Origin of the sequence: Chryseobacterium sp. MMS23-Vi53, from assembly GCF_047651245.1 — a bacterium.
GTDB lineage: Bacteria > Bacteroidota > Bacteroidia > Flavobacteriales > Weeksellaceae > Chryseobacterium.
Window position 1 is genome coordinate 3,332,402 of sequence record NZ_CP180265.1, and the last position, 18,025, is coordinate 3,350,426.

The following is an 18,025-nucleotide window of genomic DNA, read 5'->3' on the forward strand; positions in this document are numbered from 1 at the left end:
TAGGCAATAGGTTGCAGGTTAGGAACTAAGACCTATCATCTGTTACCTGCGACCTAGTTTAAAATAAAATTTTTAGTAGGAACATTATCATATACAATTCTTAAATTCTTTACGAATTTCTGTAATTCTGAAATAAATGTTTCATTTTCAGTGGTTTCCCCATATGCGAAAAACGTAGTTTCATTGATTCCGAATCCGATTTTGCTTAAAGTAAACATCACAAAGTAAAGGAAATCAACATCAGAATTTACATCCAGATTATTGTATAAAATAATTTTCTTGTTGTCTATGGCGAAAAATTCACATTGATTATGATAAAGGTTGATGTGAATTTCCTTATTATTTTTACTATTAATTGAATTTAAAAACTTCTCACCGGAAAAATTAAAGTAAACAGGAATCGCCAGTTCTTTTATTTTTTTGTAGAAATTTTTCGGAAAAGTGTAATAAAACTGAATTTTAAACTTTTCATTAATGGAAAGCATTAATTCCTCTTTTTCCTTATCCACAGGCGCATTGAAAGCAATTAATTCAAAACCTGTTTCGTGTTCGGAAAAACCTTCAGGCATCAGAGTGAAATGATTCAGTGCAGAGATCACATGAATTTCGTCAAATCTTTGCTTCAATAAAACCTGATCCAATGCATCTGCAATAAAATTTTCCGGAGATTCTTCATCCACGAAATACGATTTTTCCTCCAAAATGCTTTTGTTTTTCGCGATCTGGTAGATTAATCCGTCTTTTGTAAAAAGTAAATTAAGTGCGTTCATATTTCAATTCCTGCAAATTTAGTGAAATTCTACCATTACCGCACCCGATTGATGGTGAAGTATTTCCTTGTTGTAGAAATCAATATTCGTCTGGCTTTCCAGAGTATCAAAAACCAGCTTCTGCAAAACACCGTCTCCAATTCCGTGCACGATTTCGAGCCTTTTCAGATTATGTTTCCTGCAGAATTCCAAAGTTTCCAACAATTTTTCCTTCTGAATAAACAGTCTTTCAAAACTGTCGTAGTCATTTGGATTTTTGACTAAATTAGGAAAATGAAGGTCTAAAACCAAATGATTTCTCTGATGTTTTTTGGAAATTGTTTTTTGGGGCTCTGCTTTTTTTACAACTTTAATATTTTCGTAGAACTCGGTGTTTTTCGGAACAAGTTTCTCTTTCGGATATTGGTAAGTAAATCCGTATTCATCTTTAAAAACGACAATATTCCCCTTGACCGAAGTTACAACTCCGCCCAAATCTTCATCTACCACAGAAACTTTATCGCCTATTTTCATAATTAAAACTTTGGGCCCAATTCAATAATTTCCAAGTCCTTAATTTCGCTTCCATCAATCGTAAAACGCATCATCGTTCTTATTTTATGCCAACCCTGTTTTCCACAGGCTCCCGGATTCAGATGTAGCAGATTATTTTTTTCATCGAACATTGCTTTCAAAATATGTGAGTGCCCTGAAATAAATAACTTTGGTGCTTTTTCAGAAATTTCTTGTTTCGCCAACGGAGTATATTTTCCGGGATAACCTCCGATGTGAATCATCAAAACTTCTACATTTTCACAGACAAAACGATTTACTTCAGGAAATTCCGAACGGATTTTTGCGTTGTCTATATTTCCGTAAACTCCTTTTAATGGTTTAATTTTTTCGAGTTGTTCGATGACATCCATGCTTCCGAAATCTCCGCCATGCCAAATTTCATCAGCCTGTTGAGCATATTCTAAAATTCGGTCGTCGATATAGGAATGCGAATCGGAAAGTAGCAGGATTTTTGTCATTATCTAAAGGTTCTTTCAGTAATATTTTCGTCGTATTTGTCTTTAAAAACCTGTACTCTTTCAGGATTTAGTTCGCCATCACTGTTGATTACTCTTTCTTTTAATAACCACTTGATTAGTTTTTCCATTCCCTTTCTTGAGTTCATGAAATTTAAAATTTTCGTAAAATCTGTTGATTCTACTTTAGTTTTTTCAGTAATGAAATTTAGAACATAAAAATCATCTTCCTGATATCTTGGAGTTTCGTTGTCCATGTATCTGTACATCAGGATTTCTTCATCATCTTTCATGGTGTAGAAAGAATATTGGGCAACGTTTATTTTTTCAGCTTTTAAAATTTGTTTTCCGTCAAGCAAGACTTTATCATCTTTAATCACAACTTCCTGAGAAAAATATAGACTGAAGTTTAATAGTAATAAAAAGGTGGTCAGTAGTTTTTTTGTAATCATTTTTTAGCGTTTAAATTTTTTTGCAAATATAGCTGTTGAGATTTATTAGTTTTAAATATGATGGTATTAATCTTATGTAGCCTTTGGTTTTTTTTTATTAAAACTCAAAATTACTTAATAAAATATTGAATTGATTAACTTTGAAAAAATTAAAAAAATGAAGCAGAAAATTTCTTTTTTCCTTCTTCTTTTGGCTGCGGGTATTTTCAATGCGCAGGTTGAGGAGAAAAAGCTGGATGAATTAGTCCAGAACACATTAAAAACCTTCGACGTTCCCGGTATGTCTGTCGGAATTATCAAAGATGGAAAAATCATTTATTCAAAAGGATTTGGAGTACGTTCTTTGACGACAAAACAACCAATGGATGACAATACTTTGGTCGGAATTGCATCGAATTCTAAAGGTTTTACATGTACAGCTCTTGCGATTTTGGCAGACGAAGGAAAATTGAATTGGGATGATAAAGTTTCCAAATACATTCCCGAATTTCAAATGTACGATCCCTATGTTTCTCAAAATGTTACGATTAAAGATTTAGTGACGCACAGAGCAGGATTAGGTTTAGGACAAGGAGATTTGATGTTTTTTCCGGAAGGCGGAAATCTTACAGTGAATGATATTGTTCACAACGTAAGATATTTAAAGCCTGAAAATCCTTTCAGAACGACTTTGGATTACAATAATATTATGTTTATCGTTGCCGGAGAAGTTATCCACAGAGTTTCGGGATTAAGCTGGGCTGAATTTATCGAGCAAAGAATCATGAAACCTGTCGGAATGACTTCAAGTTTCGGAAGTTATAATAGAGCGAAAGCGGTTGCTAATAAAATCGATGCACATGCTCCGGTTGACGGAAAAGCAATTGCAGTTCCCCACGACTGGAACGAGACAGCAAACGCAGCGGGTGGAATTATGAGTAACATCAAAGATATGACCACTTGGGCGGAATGCCTAATGAATAATTTCACTACTAAAGACGGTAAAAAATTAGTTTCAGATAAAAATGTTCAACAGCTTTGGAGTTTACAGATTCCGAGCGGAGTTGCTGCGAAAAATCCTTACGACACGAGTTTTTATGGGTACGGAATGGGTTGGTTTTTAAGTGATGTTAAAGGTCACAAACAAATTCAGCACACAGGCGGATTGATCGGAACTGTAACTCAGTTTACATTGATTCCTGATATGAAGCTGGGGATTGTAGTTTTAACAAATCAACAGTCTGGAGCAGCTTTCAATACGATTACCAATACCGTAAAAGATTCCTATCTGGGAATTGCAGACAGAAACTGGCTGAAAACATATGGCGACAGAATGAAAAAGATGGAAGAAGGCTTCAACAAAGAAAAGAAAGATGCTTTCGCAAAATCTGAAGCGTTTAAAAAAGATAAAAATCTACAGCCAAAAGCCGAACAGTTTGTCGGAACTTACAATGATAAATGGTTTGGAGATGTGGAAATTTCTCAGCAAGGAAATACATACAAAATTCTTTGTAAAAATTCCCCAAGGCTAAAAGGTGAATTGCTGCCCTTCTCAAACAATTCTTTCATTATCAAATGGGACGATAGAAGCTATGATGCTGATGCCTACATTATTTTTGATTATGATGAAACAGGAAAAGCTCAATCGGCAAGGTTAAAGGCGATTTCTGATGTTACAGATTTTAGTTTTGATTTTGATGATTTGGATTTAAGAAGAAAGTAATAGATAAGATTGTTAGATACATCGATTATCAATAGGGACGGGCTTTAGCCCGTCTTTTTGCTTTGAATGGGAAAAAAGGCTTTAGCCAAAATCTAAAAAATTCACAATTAACCATTCACTTTTAAAATTCACAATCTTCATTTTATCAATTTCAAATCTTCTTCTGCTCTTGTAATTTCAGAATTCAAATGCTGCTTTTCGAAGAAATTTTTTAATGCAATCAAGCGTTTTTTATTATCATATTTGATGCTTGAATTTAATTTTTGTTGACAAAGTGAGCATGCACGAGCAAAGTGAGAATCAGTTTCCGGAAGATGATTTGTTCCGTTCATCACGCAATTTGCATTTAGACAATGACCGATTCCAAACATATGTCCGATTTCATGCGAACTGATTTTTAATAATCTTTCCAAACTTTCGTTAAAATTAGATTCCGTTAAATTTCCATTATAAAATCTAAACATCGAAGTCACACCAACACCATTTTCATAAGAAGCGAATCCGAAAACATAATTCCATTCAGGTTTTGGGAAAAGATCTCTTTCTGTGATTCCCATTAAAATAAGTGCGTCCTTCGGTTTTCTTTTCATTAAAACACTATCCAAAACATAACCTGCCAAAATTTGTTCGTTGCCGTCTTTAATTCTTTGGACAGATCTAGGAAAAATTGAATTGTATAAAGCAGGAAGAACTTTTGTTTCCAACTGAAAGTAGTCTTTTAAATATTCTTGTGTAAGCTCAATTTGCTTTTTCTGTAAATCATTAAAACCTCCGATAGGTTGAAGGTAAATCGTATTTTTTCCAGCTTCAGGAATAATCTTTTTTGATTTTTGAAAATTTTCGAAAGTCTGAAACTTTTCTGTTCGATTATATCTCCAAGTTCCGGGTTGCGGATCGGATAATTTAATATCATTTAAAGCGATGGTTTCAAAATATGTTTTTTCCTTCTTCTCACATGAAAAGAGGAATAATAAAGCCGATAAAAATAAAAGTTTTAAACTAAAATTAAATTTTTCCCGGATCATAAAAGAACAGTAATTTCTTTTTAGCACCATCAAATTCAGACCACGAATTGCAGTCGATTTCAAAACCGGCAACACCGCAAGTCGGGAAGTGGAAAATATCTTCAGATATGGAATTCGCAAAATTGGAAATTCCATTGTTGTGAGAGAAAAAAGCAACCGATTCGTGACTGTCATCTAAATCATAAATCACTGATTCAAAATTACTTTCCGAGGGATTATAAAGTTTCTCATCCGTTAAAATATTCAAATTATAAGACTGATTGAAAATTTTGCACGTATTCAGCGCACGAACTGCCGGGCTCGAGACAAAATAATCGATCGCAATATTATTGGTCTTCATAAATCTGGACATGTGCATGGCTTCTTCTAACCCTTTGTCTGCCAATGGTCTGTCGAAGTCCTCCGTTTCTTCCGGCCAGTCGCTTTTTGCATGTCTTACGAGGATGAGTTTCTTCATAATTTCGTTTTTGGAAAATTAAAATTATAAAAAAAATAATGGAATAAAACATGATTTATAAAAAAAACTGTGTTTGGAATAAAATCATTAAAATTTACTAAATTTGCAAACCTATGGGACAAATCATTGCAATAGACTATGGAAAGGCTCGTTGCGGTATTGCTGCGACGGATGATATGCAGATCATTGCGAGTGGTTTGGATACGGTACAAACTTCATTTTTAATTGAATTTTTGAAAAAATATTTCAGTGAAAATAAAGTAGATGAAGTGGTAATCGGACTTCCGGTAGATTTGAAAGGAAATATTTCCGAAGTGGAAACTGACATATTAAAATTTATAGAAATTTTTGAAAAAGAATTTCCAACAATAAAAGTCAACCGCCTCGATGAAAGATTTACGTCCAAAATGGCTTCGTTTTTTATTTCCCAAAGTGGAAAAAGTAAAAAACAGAGACAGGAAAAAGGATTAATAGATAAAGTAAGTGCAACCATCATATTGCAGAATTTTTTAGAACAAAGAACAAGATGATATTACCGATAAGAGCCTTTGGGGATCCTGTTTTAAGAAAAGTAGGAAAGGATATAGATAAAGATTATCCCGAGTTACAGGAGTTGATAGAAAATATGTTCGAAACGATGAACAGTGCAAATGGCATAGGATTGGCTGCACCACAAATCGGTTTGGATATCCGTCTTTTTGTAATTGATGTATCTCCTCTTGCGGAAGATGAAGATTATGAGGGTATTAAGGACGAATTAAAAGACTTCAAAAAAGTTTTCATCAATGCCAAAATTCTTGAAGAATCCGGCGAAGAATGGAAGTTTAATGAAGGTTGTCTTTCAATTCCTGATGTAAGAGAAGATGTGAAGAGAAAAAGTACAATTCTTATCGAATATTATGATGAAAATTTCGTTAAGCATACGGAAACTTTTTCCGATATTAGAGCCCGCGTAATTCAGCATGAGTATGATCATATTGAAGGTACGCTTTTTACCGATCATTTAAGTGCTTTGAAGAAGAAATTGGTGAAAGGTAAATTGACGAAAATCTCTCAGGGTGATGTGAGTATCAGCTATAAGATGAGATTTCCGAAGTAATTAAATTAGGATTAAATAAAAAATAATAAAGCGCAAAGCGGTCACAGCCGATTGCAAGATTTACAAAAAATAAAATTATGCTGTTAGAAAAAATAATTTCAATCTCTGGAAAGCCAGGACTTTTTAAATTAGTTTCTCAATTAAGAAACGGATTTATTATTGAAGATGTTACAACGAAGAAAAAAGTAAGCATTGGTAATTCCAGCCAAGTGAGCTTATTGGATAACATCGCGATGTTTACATTTGATAAAGAAGTTCCATTGTTCGAAGTTTTTGAAAATATTGCTAAAAACAACGATTATAAAGAAGCGATTCCTCATAAATCTTCTGATGCTGAATTGAAAGAATTCATGACGGCTTCTCTTCCAAACTATGATACAGAAAGAGTTTATGCTTCTGATATCAAGAAATTGGCTCAGTGGTACAACATTCTTCAAAAAGCGGGATATATCACTCCGGAAAGCTTCGTAAAAGCAGAAGCTGAGACTTTAGACGGCGAGCCTGCAGCAGAAGTAAGCTTAGAAACAGAGGCTCCGAAAAAAGCAGCTCCGAAAGCTGAAAAGCCTGCAACACCAAAAGTAAAAGCAACTTCAGCTCCTAAATCTGCTCCAAAAACGACTCAGTCTAAAAAAGGATAATTCATTTATTTGAATTTAAAATACAAAACCTCGTCCGAAATGGCGAGGTTTTTTGTTTTTCCGTTGGTAATTTGCAAAGACGCAAAGTTTTCTTTAATATGATCTTTTTTGAGATGTAGAGTTATGCTATTTATTTAATTTTTCTAATTCGGGTAATTCACTTTTATACTTTTCAACGTTCCAAATTAAATTCCAATTTTTAACATAGTCGGAGATTGGATCTAAGCCAACTTCTGCTCTTCTTTTATCTACATTGTCAGGATCAATTAAAGGTAAAACATAGTAAGTACTATTATTCTTATTAATTCCTATTTGACTTCCGTATATTTGTTTCCTACCTTCTCGAATTTCTATTCTGTCAATTAACAAAGCTAAAGAAGCAGAACTTGCATTTCCTTTTTTCACAGCTTCTTTCATCATGGGTAAATATTTTTTTTGCGTTTCCAGATCCGAATGTTGAATGACAAGAAATAATGTACTATTGGCTTGTGCGCCTACTTTATCTTTACCAACCCAACCTTTCTCATCTAGTATTTTTTTTACTTTTATTAAGTTGATCGAATCTTTTTGATTTGTAATTTTCCAAAGATCTCGCATTTCTTTAGAATCTTGACCATATTTTTTTTGAACATCATCCATTTGAATTCTATATTTTTGGTCTTCATCATAAATTGCCAATAATTCAGCCTGCAATGGTTTATCATAGTTTGCTTCTATTGCCGCTAATTTTTTTTCTAACTTTTCAATTGTTTTCCCCCATTCCTTTTGGGGATGTAAATTTTCTAAGTCAGTGTCAGATTTTAAGTGCTTTAGGTTTGTCCAGCCATTTTCTATTGATAAGTCCAGCCATTTAAATGCCTTTTTTGTGTCTCCTGCTAAAGAAGAAGCGCATGCACCATTGTATAAGTCATTGGGATTTTTGCTTTCAATTTTAAAAGCTTTACTATATAAATCAGTAGACATTTTATAATCTTTTGTTTCATATAATTTATTAGCTTCAATTATTAATTTTGAATATTCTTGAGCATTAAAGCTTGTGAATAAAAATAATAATAACAAAGTATAAATACTGTTTTTCATTTTTTCTGGGATTTTTTTATTTTTTTGAGATTTTGGCTATTAAAAATCAATAATTTACTGACCTTGCTAAATGTAAGAATAATACCTGGAATATCTACGAAACCTTTTCCTTCATCTGTTTGTATTAAATAATTTTTAAATAGATGTCAAATAATTTCAGCAAGGTTCAACGCTATAAAATTTTATCGAAGAGAAAATCCTTGTGTCTTAAAACATCAGGCAAGATTAAACTTTGCGTCTTTGCAAATGACCAACAAAAATAAAATGTTTAAAGACAAAAGACATTCAAAAACATTTCCCGTAAATTTGTATCACTTTGAATTTTCAAACTATGAATACCAAACAGGAAAAACTAGAAGCTTTCGGAAGATTATTAGATATTATGGACGATCTGCGCGAAAAATGTCCGTGGGATCAAAAGCAGACTTTAGAATCGTTGCGCCATTTAACTTTGGAAGAAACTTATGAACTTTCAGATGCGATTTTGCAGAATGATTTACAGGAAATCAAGAAAGAATTGGGTGATGTTTTACTGCATTTGGTTTTTTATGCGAAAATTGGTTCAGAAAAAGAAAGTTTTGATATTGCAGATGTCATCAATTCTTTAAATGAAAAATTAATTTTCCGCCATCCTCATATTTATGGAGACACAACCGTGAAAGATGAAGAAGAAGTAAAGCAGAACTGGGAAAAATTAAAATTAAAAGAAGGAAATAAATCCATTTTGGGTGGTGTGCCTAAAAGTCTACCAAGTTTGGTAAAGGCATACAGAATTCAGGATAAAGTAAAAGGAATTGGTTTTGAATTTCATAATGCAGAAGATGCCTGGAAAAAAGTGGATGAAGAAATTCAGGAATTTCATGCAGAAACGGATCTGGATAAAAAGGAGCAGGAATTGGGCGATGTATTTTTTTCATTGATAAATTATGCGAGAATTTCAGGGATTAATCCGGATTCGGCGTTGGAAAGAACCAACTTAAAATTCATATCCAGATTCCAGAAAATGGAACAGCTTGCAGCTGAGGCAGATTTAAAATTAGGTGACATGACTTTGGAAGAAATGGATATTTTGTGGGAAAAAGCTAAACTTCTACAGTAAATGAAAGTACAAAATCCGGCACAGCAAAGGTTTCAATATTTATTGGAATTCAAACAGACGGAAAGGAAATGGCATTTTCCTTTTCTTGCGGCACTATGCATCGGAAGCTGTCTTTTCATCGGATATTTTTTGGGAAAACCCAATTATGGGGCACTTTCCAGCTTGGGAGCGTTGACAATCTTATATTTTACATCTGCTCCCATTACCCAGCGAATGATTCATTTAGCAATTTGTGCTTTCGGAATTGTTTTTTCGTTTACAATAAGCTCATTTTTTGGATTTAATATTTATTTTGCAGCTTTTTCAGTTGGAATAATCTCATTTTTAGCTCATTTCATTTCATCTTACTTTAAAATTCTGCCACCAGGAAATTTCTTTTTTATTATGGTTGCAGCAATGGCAAGCACCTATAAATTTGAGCTGGAACTCATTCCCACCAGAGTCGGGCTTGTAGCAATGGGTGCTATTTTATCATGTTCATTTGCTTTCCTTTATTCTGTTTTTATCGAGAAAAGTGAAGTGGTGACTATTCCTAGAAGGACGTTTAACAAAAGAAGATATACGAAATTTGTTGAAAGTACAATTATCGGGTTTTTTATGGCATTGACTTTAATTATCGGTCATCTTCTACAATTTGAAAATACCTATTGGATTTCCATTGCTGCTGTTGCCATTATTCAGGGACGGAATTTCGAGCATGTGAGACAAAGAAATATGCACAGAATTTTAGGAACCTTTATCGGAATTGGCTTTGCGTGGCTGATTCTTTTATTTGAACCGGAAAAAATTGTCATGATCATTATTATCACGATTTTACAGTTTATTGTAGAATTGCTGGTCGTGAGAAACTATGGTCTTGCTGTCGTTTTTATTACACCATTAACCCTGCTTCTCGCGGAAACAGGGAGCGAAATTCATCATAATGTTGAAAATCTGATGCATGCAAGACTGATTGACACCATAATCGGGAGTTTAATCGGCTTGGCAGCCGGATTTTTCCTTCATCATCAGCAGATTATTAATAAATTAGAGAAGAATATAAGATTCTCTTATTTTCAGTTTAAAAAATTAAAAAAATAAATATGTTGCGCATTGTTATTTTATCGGCTTTTTTGTTGAGCTGTAATCCAAAAGCTCAGGATTCATCGAAAACAGATGATTTGAAAGTGGAATTTTCTTTGCCCAAAAAACTGAAGGAAGTTTCCGGAATTGCCATGTCTAAAGATAAAAAAACGATCTGGGCAATTGAAGATCAGGGCAACAAAAATGTTGTTTATGGTTTAGATCTGCAAGGAAAGCAAATTGCGGATATTTTGGTGGATAACGCGGAAAACAGCGACTGGGAAGACATTACAGCAGATTCTCAGGGAAATATTTATATTGGAGATTTTGGGAATAATGATAACAATAGGCAGAATCTTTCGATTTTAAAATTGGATTTAAAAGACGCTTCTCAAAAAACAACAAAGGCAATTCAAACGACTAAATTTCATTATGAAGGGCAAACTGAATTTCCTCCAAAAAAATCAAATTGGTTGTACGATTGTGAGGCTTTTGTAGAATTTGATGGAAATTTTTATTTGTTTACGAAAAACAGAAGTAAAGGTTTTGACGGAACTTTCCTGGTTTTCCAGGTTCCAAATAAAGAAGGGGATTTTGAAGCAAAATTAATAGGTAAATTGAAGCTTTCGGGTGGTTACAGCGATGCTGCGATAACGTCTGCAACGATCAACAGTACGAAAGATAAAATTATTTTATTAAATCATAAAAATATTCAGATTTTAACTGGATTTGCAGCAAATGATTTTAGTAAAACAAAAATTCAGAAAATACCGTTAAACCACAACTCTCAAAAAGAAGCGATTGTTTTTGTGGATGATAAAACATTGCTGATTGCCGATGAAAAAGATGGAAAAAATGGAGGAAATGTTTACAAGTTTTCGTTTTAGCCTTATAAATATTATTTTTACGGAAATTTAAAATCAATAATGATGATAAAAAAACTATTTTACCTTTTTTTTGCTTTAGTTATAATTTCATGTAGTACTTCTAATGATGTTTTAGAGGAGCAAAATAATATACAACAGGAAGATTTGCAGCCTGAAAAAATATTACCTTTTTATGCTTATACTAATGCTAACTTTCTTGTAGGAGGTTATTTTAGATGTCTATATGATAATGGTAGGTTAATTAAAATTTATGGTAAATATGTGAAGTCACAAACAGTACTGGTTCCAGATACATTTAATTCAGATACATTTACTGGATTAACTTATAACAATGATCAGGTAAAACTAGAATATTCGGATAATCCTCACGAGGTTATTATTTATACAATTGAAAATAACAGGCCTAAGAAATCAGAATTATATATTTATGATGAGCTTGTTACTTCAATAAAATATACTTATGAAGCCGATAAAATAACTATTTACAAAGATATATACAATAAGAATCGAGAAGAGCTTATTAAGTATTTTTTTGATTCTAATAAAAATTTAACTAAAAGCGAAAGATTGGAAAAATCTGGTGGAGTTGAAACTAAATTAACAATTACCAATTATTCAAATTTCGATAACGCAAAGAACCCATTCAAAAAGTTAAGCTTGATAAATGAGACTTTTTATGAGAAGAGCTTATCAGCTAATAATTATAGAAAAATAGAAGGAACTACAGAGTTGTTGAATACTCAACATCCTTTTCCCAATGGGAATTTTAAGTCAGAATGGACCTATCAATATGATTCAAACGGACAGGTGTTATTATATCATCCTCTATAAACAAAAACCGCAGAGAAAATTTTCTGCGGTTTTTTATAATCAGTTTAAATATTTTTTTTCGATTAAATTAAAAAGTCATTCCCACACCTCCGGAAATTCTTCCCCCGTCTGTTCCGTAGAAATAATTCAGTCTTGCAGAGAACATTTCAACGATACTTAGCCAAAATCCACCACCAACAGACTGATGCCATTTTCTGGAATCTTCATGATCGTTCCATACTCTTCCGATATCATAGCCAATCAAAATTCCCATGTTGGCAGGAATAATATTGTTACGAACTCTTCCGAAATCCCAACGAATTTCTGAGTTGTTGGTAAAATAAGATCTTCCTGAAAATCTATCGTTTCTGAACGCTCTCATCCCATTGTTTCCACCGATTGCTGCTGCTTGATAGAACTCAAAATTATTATTGCTGATCCACATTCCGTTGCTGGAATTAGCAAAAACGAAATTTCCGCGGCTGTCGATTCTGTGGTCTAAAGATAAAGTTCCACTTAAAATCAGAAAATTTCTGTTAAAATTGGAAAGATTGGTCTTCCAGTCAGCATTTATAGTAAATTCCATCCCCAAGGTAGGGAAGGCTGCATTGTCTAAATTTTTATAACTAAAAGTATAATTAGCTCCTGTAAATTGTTGATTTTCGAAAACTTCAGGTCTTACATCCGGAGAAAGATCTACAAAACGATCTCCATTTCTCTGAACTTTATTATTTTCAAAAGTTAGTTGAAATTGGTTAAAAATATTCGACCAGCTTTTCTTCGAAATTGAAGGTGCAAAATTCACTTTTGAAATTCTTGCTCGGTTAAATTTTCTATCAACAGCTTCTTTGTCGTAATCACTTTCATTGGATAATCCGAAAAAGTTTTCGGCAAATCTCGGAGTCGTAAATCCGGCATCAATATTGAAATCCCAACTTGAAATCGCTTTCTTGAAAATTCCTTTATAAACAGCATTAAAACCTCCTGTTGCGGTATAAAAATTTACCTTTAGGCTGTGTTTTTGGGTGTAAGGCGAACGGATGAAATTATTCAGCGTGTAATTTGTCAAAACGCCAAGGATTAATCCATCATCCGGATTGTAATCTGCATTCGGATAACCGGCAAAAAAATTGTATTTCGGATGCTTATAATTATAGGTATTGATGTCATAGTCATCAGAAATATTTTTCGTCGCTCCGTGGGTATTGTATGTATTTTTTTGAGATTTAAAATCGTAAATTTTTACTTTGCTTCCATTGGCAACATTATAGGTGTCATTATTGTAGCCACCAATTAGACGAATATTCATTTTAGGTTTTCCATCACCGGAAACTTCATAAATATCATCATCTTCAAGTCCATAGATCCAAAGTTCTTTTGTTTTTGAATCATCGTATGTTTTTTCAAAAACCAGTTCAGGATTTTCTTGTTTTTTGTCTAATTTATATTGCTTTACATTGACTGTATTTCCTGTTTTTGTAATCACAAATTTATCAGGATTTACGGTTCCAGCCAACGGAACTTTTTTCTGTAAAACATTATAATATTGCGAAGCGTAAATTTCTAATTTTGTCTTTCTTAATTTTAATTTTCGCTGAATATCAACAATTGTTTCATCCTTTACTTCTTTTGGTAAATTGGCAAAAGCTTCATCAATATCTTTATCCGTCAAATGTTCCTGAATATATTTTGCCTGGGCAATCCATTCCGCTTCCGTAGAGCCTTTTAGGAAAACCAAATCTAGAGGATAAGGCTCCATTGCCAACCATTTTACACTTTTAATATCATCTTTAAAAGTCTTCATATGACGAATTGCCGGAATATTCATGATAATTTTGAAAGCAGCACCGTCATATTTACTAAAAGCCTGATCTCTGTCTCTCGGAATCGGTTTGTAAGTTACCTTGTCACCATCCTTATATTCAGCCCATTTCCATTGATCGGAGTGTCTGTCCCAGTCGCCAATCAGCATATCAAAAATCCTTGCTCTGATATAAGTTTCCTGATCTACCGAATATTTATAATTTTTATTAAAATTTTTCAGAACATCATCTGTTGAAACTATATCTTTTGCGTTATCAAGTGAAGCCAAGGTTTTTGGATCAGAAGAAAAGCGTTCCTCAATCATATACATTTCATCACCATAATTGATGTTGTATTCTCCCAAAGCCTGTTGTTTAGGAATGTAATACAATCTTGGATTACTATGAAAAAGATTAAGTTTATCTGCCATATTTCCAACAGAAAACGGCGTAAAAGGATGATTTGTAGTATAAAAATCAAGAAGGAATTTTTCCGGGAAAGTGTTGTTTAATTCATTTCCGAAAGTGCTTTTTTTGAAAGCCATATTATTCAAAAAGCGAACTGCACTTTTTTTCACACCACGCATTACAAATTCCTGTCCGTCCTGAGCTTTCAATCTTAAACTATTCGATTGATTTCCACCGCCTTCTCTAAACGGAGTGTAACCTCCATCAAGCGTAGAAATATTGGCCGTCGGAGCTTCAATCGGCATTCCATAATATTTTCTATAGTGCTCTCCCCAAAGCCATCTGTAAAACTTTCCTTTTTCTGTTAATTTTTTAGGATAAATTGTAGATGAAACTGTTGAAGGAAAAGTGTTTGGATAATTGTTGACAAATTCTTTAGGTTTTTCAATAACCTGAATCTGGGAAATTTTTTCTAAATTATTGTTTTTTGTAGAAAAATATTCAACGTCAGAACTTTGATCTTTTCTGATATTTAAAACAGCAAAACCACTTCCTCCGAAAGAAAAATCGGTTCTTTCTCCAATCGTGGAAGGATCAACTTTTGAGCCGGCTCCGCTTATGATTTGGCGAATATTTCTGTCTTCGTGATATTGTAAATTATGGTCGTGTCCGGAAACAAAAATGATATTTTCTTTTTCCTGAACAATACTTTTTAATCTATTGGATAAATCAGCATAGTGCTGATTATTAATATCTTCTGGACTTGCTCCCGACGAGCTTCTCAATACATTTAAGAGACTTGCAACACCCGGAACTGGGACTTTACTTTTAAATGGAAAAAGATGAGCTTTTGCAGAATTGTAACCTGCATGAACTCCGCTGCTTATCACCGGATGATGCAATGCAACAATGATTCTTTTGTCCTGATTTTTATTAATTAAATTCTTAAATTCATCGAAAAAATCTTCTCTGGTTTTGATGTCACAATTTTTATTGATTCCGGGATATTTGTCCCAGTTTACCAATGCCCATTCGGTATCAATAACGATTAATTTTACATCTTTCGTCAAATTAATATCATCAATCGGACATGAATTTTTTGGTAGAAAGGCTTTTTTATCGTTCAAATAATTTTTTACAAATTCTTCTTGTGCTTTCAATCCGTCAAGACCATTGTACCAATCATGATTTCCTGGAATAACCAATGTTTTTCCTTTGAAATTCTTAACAATAGCCAACTGATTTTCCATTTTTTGTTTGGCTAAATCATAGTCTTTATCTGATGACTCTTTCGGCATTCCGGAAGGATAGATATTATCACCTAAAAAGATCAGCATCGAATTTTTGTCGGCCGTTTCTAGTTGCCCTTTCAATAAATTTAATGTATTCTGAGCTTGAAGTTCATCTGCATTTCCCGCATCACCAACTAAGAAAATTTTAAAGTCATTTTCGGATTTTATATCAGAATTTTTTATTTCAGATAAGTTTTTACCCTTTTTTACGTTATATGTTGCGCAGGAATAGAGAACTCCAGCGGACAATGCGACTCTGATAACAACAGAAGTATTTTTTAGATGAGTTTTCAAGGATAAATTCATAAATTTACATTAACAAAATTTCGGTGATGAATATTTTACACAAAGCCAAAGATTATGTTGAAATCTTATTCAAAGATAGGTTATCTTCGGTATATTTTTATCATAATTTTATACATACTACGTACACTGTAAATAAAGCAGAAGAAATAATGAGAAACACACCCGTTTCCACAGAAGATCAGGAAAAGGTGTTGTTGGCTCTTTGGTTTCATGATAGTGGCTACATAGAGTGTGCCAAAGATCATGAAGAAGAGGGTGTGAAGATTATGAAAGATTTTCTACAAAAAGAAAATTACCCTGAAAATTATATTGAGGATGTTTCTAAATTAATTTTAGCAACAAAAATTACTTATGAACCTCAGAATCTTTTAGAACAAATTGTGAAAGATGCGGATTGCAGCCACTTTGCGGGTCACGATTACAACGATATTTCCGATGCTTTGAGAAAAGAGTGGGAGTTGACCAATGTAAGATGTTTCTCCAACGATGAATGGAATGCCGGAAATCTTGATATGCTGAAAAATAAGCATAAATTTTATACAGATTATGCAAAGACAGCTTGGCAGCCTCTAAAAGAGAAAAATATTAAGAAGATCGAGAAAAAATTAGAAAAAGAGGATAATAAAAAAGAAAGTTCTGAGTCTAAAGAATCCAAAAAAGAAAAAGAACCAAAATCTGACAGAAGTGTCGATACTTTGTTCAGAGTCACATTGAGTAATCATACTAGACTGAGCGATATTGCAGATAGCAAAGCGAATATCTTATTGTCTGTAAATGCGATTATTATTTCGGTTTGCCTTTCTGTTTTGGTTCCTAAATTGGATACTCCGAAAAATTCACATTTAATTATTCCGAGTTTTATTCTTTTGTTATCGGCGGTTTTAACGATTATTTTTGCAATTTTATCTACAAAACCTAATGTGACAAAAGCAAGATTCACGGCGAAAGATGTTGAAGACAGAAAAGTAAATCTTTTGTTTTTTGGTAATTTTAATAGAATGATTTTCGACGATTATCAAAGTGCGATGAATATTTTAATCAAGGATCGTGATTATATTTACGATTCGATGGTGAAAGATTTATATTATTTGGGTAAAGTGCTTGACAGAAAATACAGGCTTTTGTCGATAACGTATCAAATTTTTATGGCTGGAATTATTATTTCGGTATTATCTTTCGGTTATGCTTTTCTTTCACTTTAAATTTTAAATATGATTGTAAGACAGCGTACCAATTGGCTGAAAATGCTTTTTATATGGAGAGGTTCTGTGTTGAAGAAAATCATTGTTCAGCTTGTTACCATTACGTTGTTTTCTTTGGCGATTTACTTTTTTAAGGGGAAAATTTTCGATTATAAAGTTCATCTTAACCCTACGATTTTTACATTAATTGGTCTGGCATTAGCGATTTTCATGGGATTTTGTAATTCTGCGAGCTATGATCGTTATTGGGAAGGTCGGAAACTTTGGGGATTGTTAGTCATCGAAACAAGATCATTGACAAGACAAATTTTTTCTTTGATAGACGGAGTTTCAAACGAAGAAAAGCAGAAGGTTGTAAAAATAATTTCTGCGTTTTCTTGGTCATTAAATTATCAGTTAAGGGATAAATCCGGAACAGAACATCTCTCCAGACTGCTTTCTACGAAGCAGGTCGAGGAACTAAAGGATAAAAAATTTGTTCCCAGTATAATATTAGGTTTTATTGCAGATTGGGTGAAAGAACAAAACCGAAAAGGAAATATTGATACTATTGTTTTAACTCAAATCGATCATCAACTGAATCAGTTTTCCAGTATTTCGGGTGGTTGTGAAAGGATTTACAATACGCCTTTGCCTTTTGCTTACAGCGTTTTGCTGCATCGAACTGTTTATTTTTACTGCTTTTGGCTGCCTTTCGGATTGGTCGATACGTTGGGTTGGATGATGCCTTTGATTGTTGGTTTAATCAGTTATACCTTTATCGCTTTGGATGCAATTATTCAGGAAATTGGTGAACCCTTTGGTGAAGAAGAAAATGATTTGGCTTTAAATAGCATCTGCAGAACCATTGAATTTTCGATTTTCGAACAGGCCAAAATTCCACAAGGTGAATTGAAAAAGCCTGATTCTTATTTTATTGATTAA

At 33.2% G+C, this 18,025-nt stretch carries 18 protein-coding genes; 10 read left to right on the plus strand and 8 right to left on the minus strand.

Annotation, left to right across the window (positions count from 1 at the left end; translation table 11 throughout):
* Positions 1-53 precede the first annotated feature (53 nt).
* Genes ACKX2A_RS14940 through ACKX2A_RS14955 form a run of 4 tightly spaced genes read right to left on the minus strand, consistent with a single transcriptional unit; the run spans position 54 to position 2,232 of the window.
* A complete protein-coding gene (locus ACKX2A_RS14940; RefSeq protein ID WP_415325534.1) occupies positions 54-770 on the minus strand; it encodes a DUF3822 family protein in 717 nt (238 codons plus the stop codon).
* A gap of 18 nt (positions 771-788) precedes the next feature.
* On the minus strand, positions 789-1,283 hold the full coding sequence (locus ACKX2A_RS14945; protein ID WP_415325535.1) for a Smr/MutS family protein: 495 nt from the start codon (positions 1,281-1,283) through the stop codon (positions 789-791).
* A 2-nt stretch (positions 1,284-1,285) separates the two neighbouring features.
* The gene (locus tag ACKX2A_RS14950) at positions 1,286-1,783 is read right to left on the minus strand and encodes a metallophosphoesterase family protein (protein ID WP_415325536.1); all 498 of its coding nucleotides are present in this window, start codon (positions 1,781-1,783) and stop codon (positions 1,286-1,288) included.
* Entirely contained in the window at positions 1,783-2,232 is a 450-nt protein-coding gene (locus tag ACKX2A_RS14955) for a hypothetical protein (RefSeq protein ID WP_415325537.1), read from the minus strand. Before ACKX2A_RS14955 ends, ACKX2A_RS14950 begins: the two co-directional genes overlap by 1 nt.
* A gap of 157 nt (positions 2,233-2,389) precedes the next feature.
* Between ACKX2A_RS14955 and ACKX2A_RS14960 the strand changes: the two genes are divergently transcribed.
* Entirely contained in the window at positions 2,390-3,934 is a 1,545-nt protein-coding gene (locus ACKX2A_RS14960; RefSeq protein WP_415325538.1) for a serine hydrolase, read from the plus strand.
* A gap of 137 nt (positions 3,935-4,071) precedes the next feature.
* Here ACKX2A_RS14960 and ACKX2A_RS14965 read toward each other — a convergent pair whose 3' ends face one another.
* Together ACKX2A_RS14965 and ACKX2A_RS14970 are read right to left on the minus strand one after the other, a co-directional pair.
* Positions 4,072-4,959: an archaemetzincin gene (locus ACKX2A_RS14965; RefSeq protein ID WP_415325539.1), complete on the minus strand. Its 888-nt coding sequence runs from the start codon at positions 4,957-4,959 to the stop codon at positions 4,072-4,074.
* Positions 4,940-5,416 carry a SixA phosphatase family protein gene (locus ACKX2A_RS14970; RefSeq protein WP_415325540.1) on the minus strand — a complete coding sequence of 159 codons (477 nt, stop codon included), beginning with the start codon at positions 5,414-5,416 and terminating at the stop codon, positions 4,940-4,942. The genes ACKX2A_RS14965 and ACKX2A_RS14970 overlap by 20 nt, the downstream gene beginning before the upstream one ends.
* A 113-nt stretch (positions 5,417-5,529) precedes the next feature.
* Here ACKX2A_RS14970 and ruvX point away from each other — a divergent pair, with 113 nt between their 5' ends.
* From ruvX to ACKX2A_RS14985, 3 genes are all read left to right on the plus strand, one after another.
* Positions 5,530-5,946, plus strand: coding sequence for a Holliday junction resolvase RuvX (gene ruvX, locus ACKX2A_RS14975; protein ID WP_415325541.1), 417 nt, complete (start codon positions 5,530-5,532; stop codon positions 5,944-5,946).
* Entirely contained in the window at positions 5,943-6,515 is a 573-nt protein-coding gene (def, locus tag ACKX2A_RS14980; protein ID WP_415325542.1) for a peptide deformylase, read from the plus strand. The genes ruvX and def overlap by 4 nt, the downstream gene beginning before the upstream one ends.
* Positions 6,516-6,592: 77 nt before the next feature.
* On the plus strand, positions 6,593-7,153 hold the full coding sequence (locus ACKX2A_RS14985; protein WP_415325543.1) for a DUF5606 domain-containing protein: 561 nt from the start codon (positions 6,593-6,595) through the stop codon (positions 7,151-7,153).
* Positions 7,154-7,279: 126 nt separating this feature from the next.
* Here ACKX2A_RS14985 and ACKX2A_RS14990 read toward each other — a convergent pair whose 3' ends face one another.
* Positions 7,280-8,233, minus strand: a complete 954-nt coding sequence (locus tag ACKX2A_RS14990) for a DUF6624 domain-containing protein (RefSeq protein WP_415325544.1) — start codon at positions 8,231-8,233, stop codon at positions 7,280-7,282.
* 331 nt (positions 8,234-8,564) lie between these two features.
* Between ACKX2A_RS14990 and mazG the strand changes: the two genes are divergently transcribed.
* The 4 genes from mazG to ACKX2A_RS15010 are packed head-to-tail and all read left to right on the plus strand — an operon-like array spanning position 8,565 to position 12,112.
* Positions 8,565-9,332, plus strand: a complete 768-nt coding sequence (gene mazG, locus ACKX2A_RS14995; RefSeq protein WP_415325545.1) for a nucleoside triphosphate pyrophosphohydrolase — start codon at positions 8,565-8,567, stop codon at positions 9,330-9,332.
* On the plus strand, positions 9,333-10,412 hold the full coding sequence (locus ACKX2A_RS15000; RefSeq protein ID WP_415325546.1) for an FUSC family protein: 1,080 nt from the start codon (positions 9,333-9,335) through the stop codon (positions 10,410-10,412).
* Positions 10,413-10,414: 2 nt separating this feature from the next.
* Complete coding sequence (locus ACKX2A_RS15005; protein ID WP_415325547.1) at positions 10,415-11,281, plus strand: hypothetical protein; 867 nt, start codon at positions 10,415-10,417, stop codon at positions 11,279-11,281.
* A 42-nt stretch (positions 11,282-11,323) separates the two neighbouring features.
* Positions 11,324-12,112 carry a hypothetical protein gene (locus tag ACKX2A_RS15010; protein ID WP_415325548.1) on the plus strand — a complete coding sequence of 263 codons (789 nt, stop codon included), beginning with the start codon at positions 11,324-11,326 and terminating at the stop codon, positions 12,110-12,112.
* A gap of 67 nt (positions 12,113-12,179) precedes the next feature.
* On the opposite strand, the gene ACKX2A_RS15015 is transcribed toward ACKX2A_RS15010, so the two are convergent.
* Positions 12,180-15,887, minus strand: coding sequence for a metallophosphoesterase (locus tag ACKX2A_RS15015; RefSeq protein WP_415325549.1), 3,708 nt, complete (start codon positions 15,885-15,887; stop codon positions 12,180-12,182).
* Positions 15,888-15,925: 38 nt separating this feature from the next.
* On the opposite strand from ACKX2A_RS15015, the gene ACKX2A_RS15020 reads away from it, so the two are divergent.
* Positions 15,926-17,101 (plus strand): Pycsar system effector family protein, encoded by a 1,176-nt coding sequence (locus ACKX2A_RS15020; RefSeq protein WP_415325550.1) that lies wholly within the window; start codon positions 15,926-15,928, stop codon positions 17,099-17,101.
* Positions 17,102-17,110: 9 nt separating this feature from the next.
* Positions 17,111-18,025: a bestrophin family protein gene (locus ACKX2A_RS15025; RefSeq protein WP_415325551.1), complete on the plus strand. Its 915-nt coding sequence runs from the start codon at positions 17,111-17,113 to the stop codon at positions 18,023-18,025.

Bases quoted from the DNA above. Each gene is read 5' to 3' on its own strand.
- ACKX2A_RS15025 (WP_415325551.1), top strand. From the start codon at position 17,111: ATGATTGTAAGACAGCGTACCAATTGGCTGAAAATGCTTTTTATATGG.
- ACKX2A_RS14965 (WP_415325539.1), bottom strand. From the start codon at position 4,959: ATGATCCGGGAAAAATTTAATTTTAGTTTAAAACTTTTATTTTTATCG.
- def (WP_415325542.1), top strand. From the start codon at position 5,943: ATGATATTACCGATAAGAGCCTTTGGGGATCCTGTTTTAAGAAAAGTA.
- ACKX2A_RS14990 (WP_415325544.1), bottom strand. From the start codon at position 8,233: ATGAAAAACAGTATTTATACTTTGTTATTATTATTTTTATTCACAAGC.
- ACKX2A_RS14960 (WP_415325538.1), top strand. From the start codon at position 2,390: ATGAAGCAGAAAATTTCTTTTTTCCTTCTTCTTTTGGCTGCGGGTATT.
- ACKX2A_RS15000 (WP_415325546.1), top strand. From the start codon at position 9,333: ATGAAAGTACAAAATCCGGCACAGCAAAGGTTTCAATATTTATTGGAA.
- mazG (WP_415325545.1), top strand. From the start codon at position 8,565: ATGAATACCAAACAGGAAAAACTAGAAGCTTTCGGAAGATTATTAGAT.
- ACKX2A_RS14945 (WP_415325535.1), bottom strand. From the start codon at position 1,283: ATGAAAATAGGCGATAAAGTTTCTGTGGTAGATGAAGATTTGGGCGGA.
- ACKX2A_RS15005 (WP_415325547.1), top strand. From the start codon at position 10,415: ATGTTGCGCATTGTTATTTTATCGGCTTTTTTGTTGAGCTGTAATCCA.
- ACKX2A_RS15010 (WP_415325548.1), top strand. From the start codon at position 11,324: ATGATAAAAAAACTATTTTACCTTTTTTTTGCTTTAGTTATAATTTCA.
- ACKX2A_RS14955 (WP_415325537.1), bottom strand. From the start codon at position 2,232: ATGATTACAAAAAAACTACTGACCACCTTTTTATTACTATTAAACTTC.
- ACKX2A_RS15020 (WP_415325550.1), top strand. From the start codon at position 15,926: ATGAATATTTTACACAAAGCCAAAGATTATGTTGAAATCTTATTCAAA.
- ACKX2A_RS14940 (WP_415325534.1), bottom strand. From the start codon at position 770: ATGAACGCACTTAATTTACTTTTTACAAAAGACGGATTAATCTACCAG.
- ACKX2A_RS14970 (WP_415325540.1), bottom strand. From the start codon at position 5,416: ATGAAGAAACTCATCCTCGTAAGACATGCAAAAAGCGACTGGCCGGAA.
- ACKX2A_RS14950 (WP_415325536.1), bottom strand. From the start codon at position 1,783: ATGACAAAAATCCTGCTACTTTCCGATTCGCATTCCTATATCGACGAC.
- ACKX2A_RS14985 (WP_415325543.1), top strand. From the start codon at position 6,593: ATGCTGTTAGAAAAAATAATTTCAATCTCTGGAAAGCCAGGACTTTTT.
- ruvX (WP_415325541.1), top strand. From the start codon at position 5,530: ATGGGACAAATCATTGCAATAGACTATGGAAAGGCTCGTTGCGGTATT.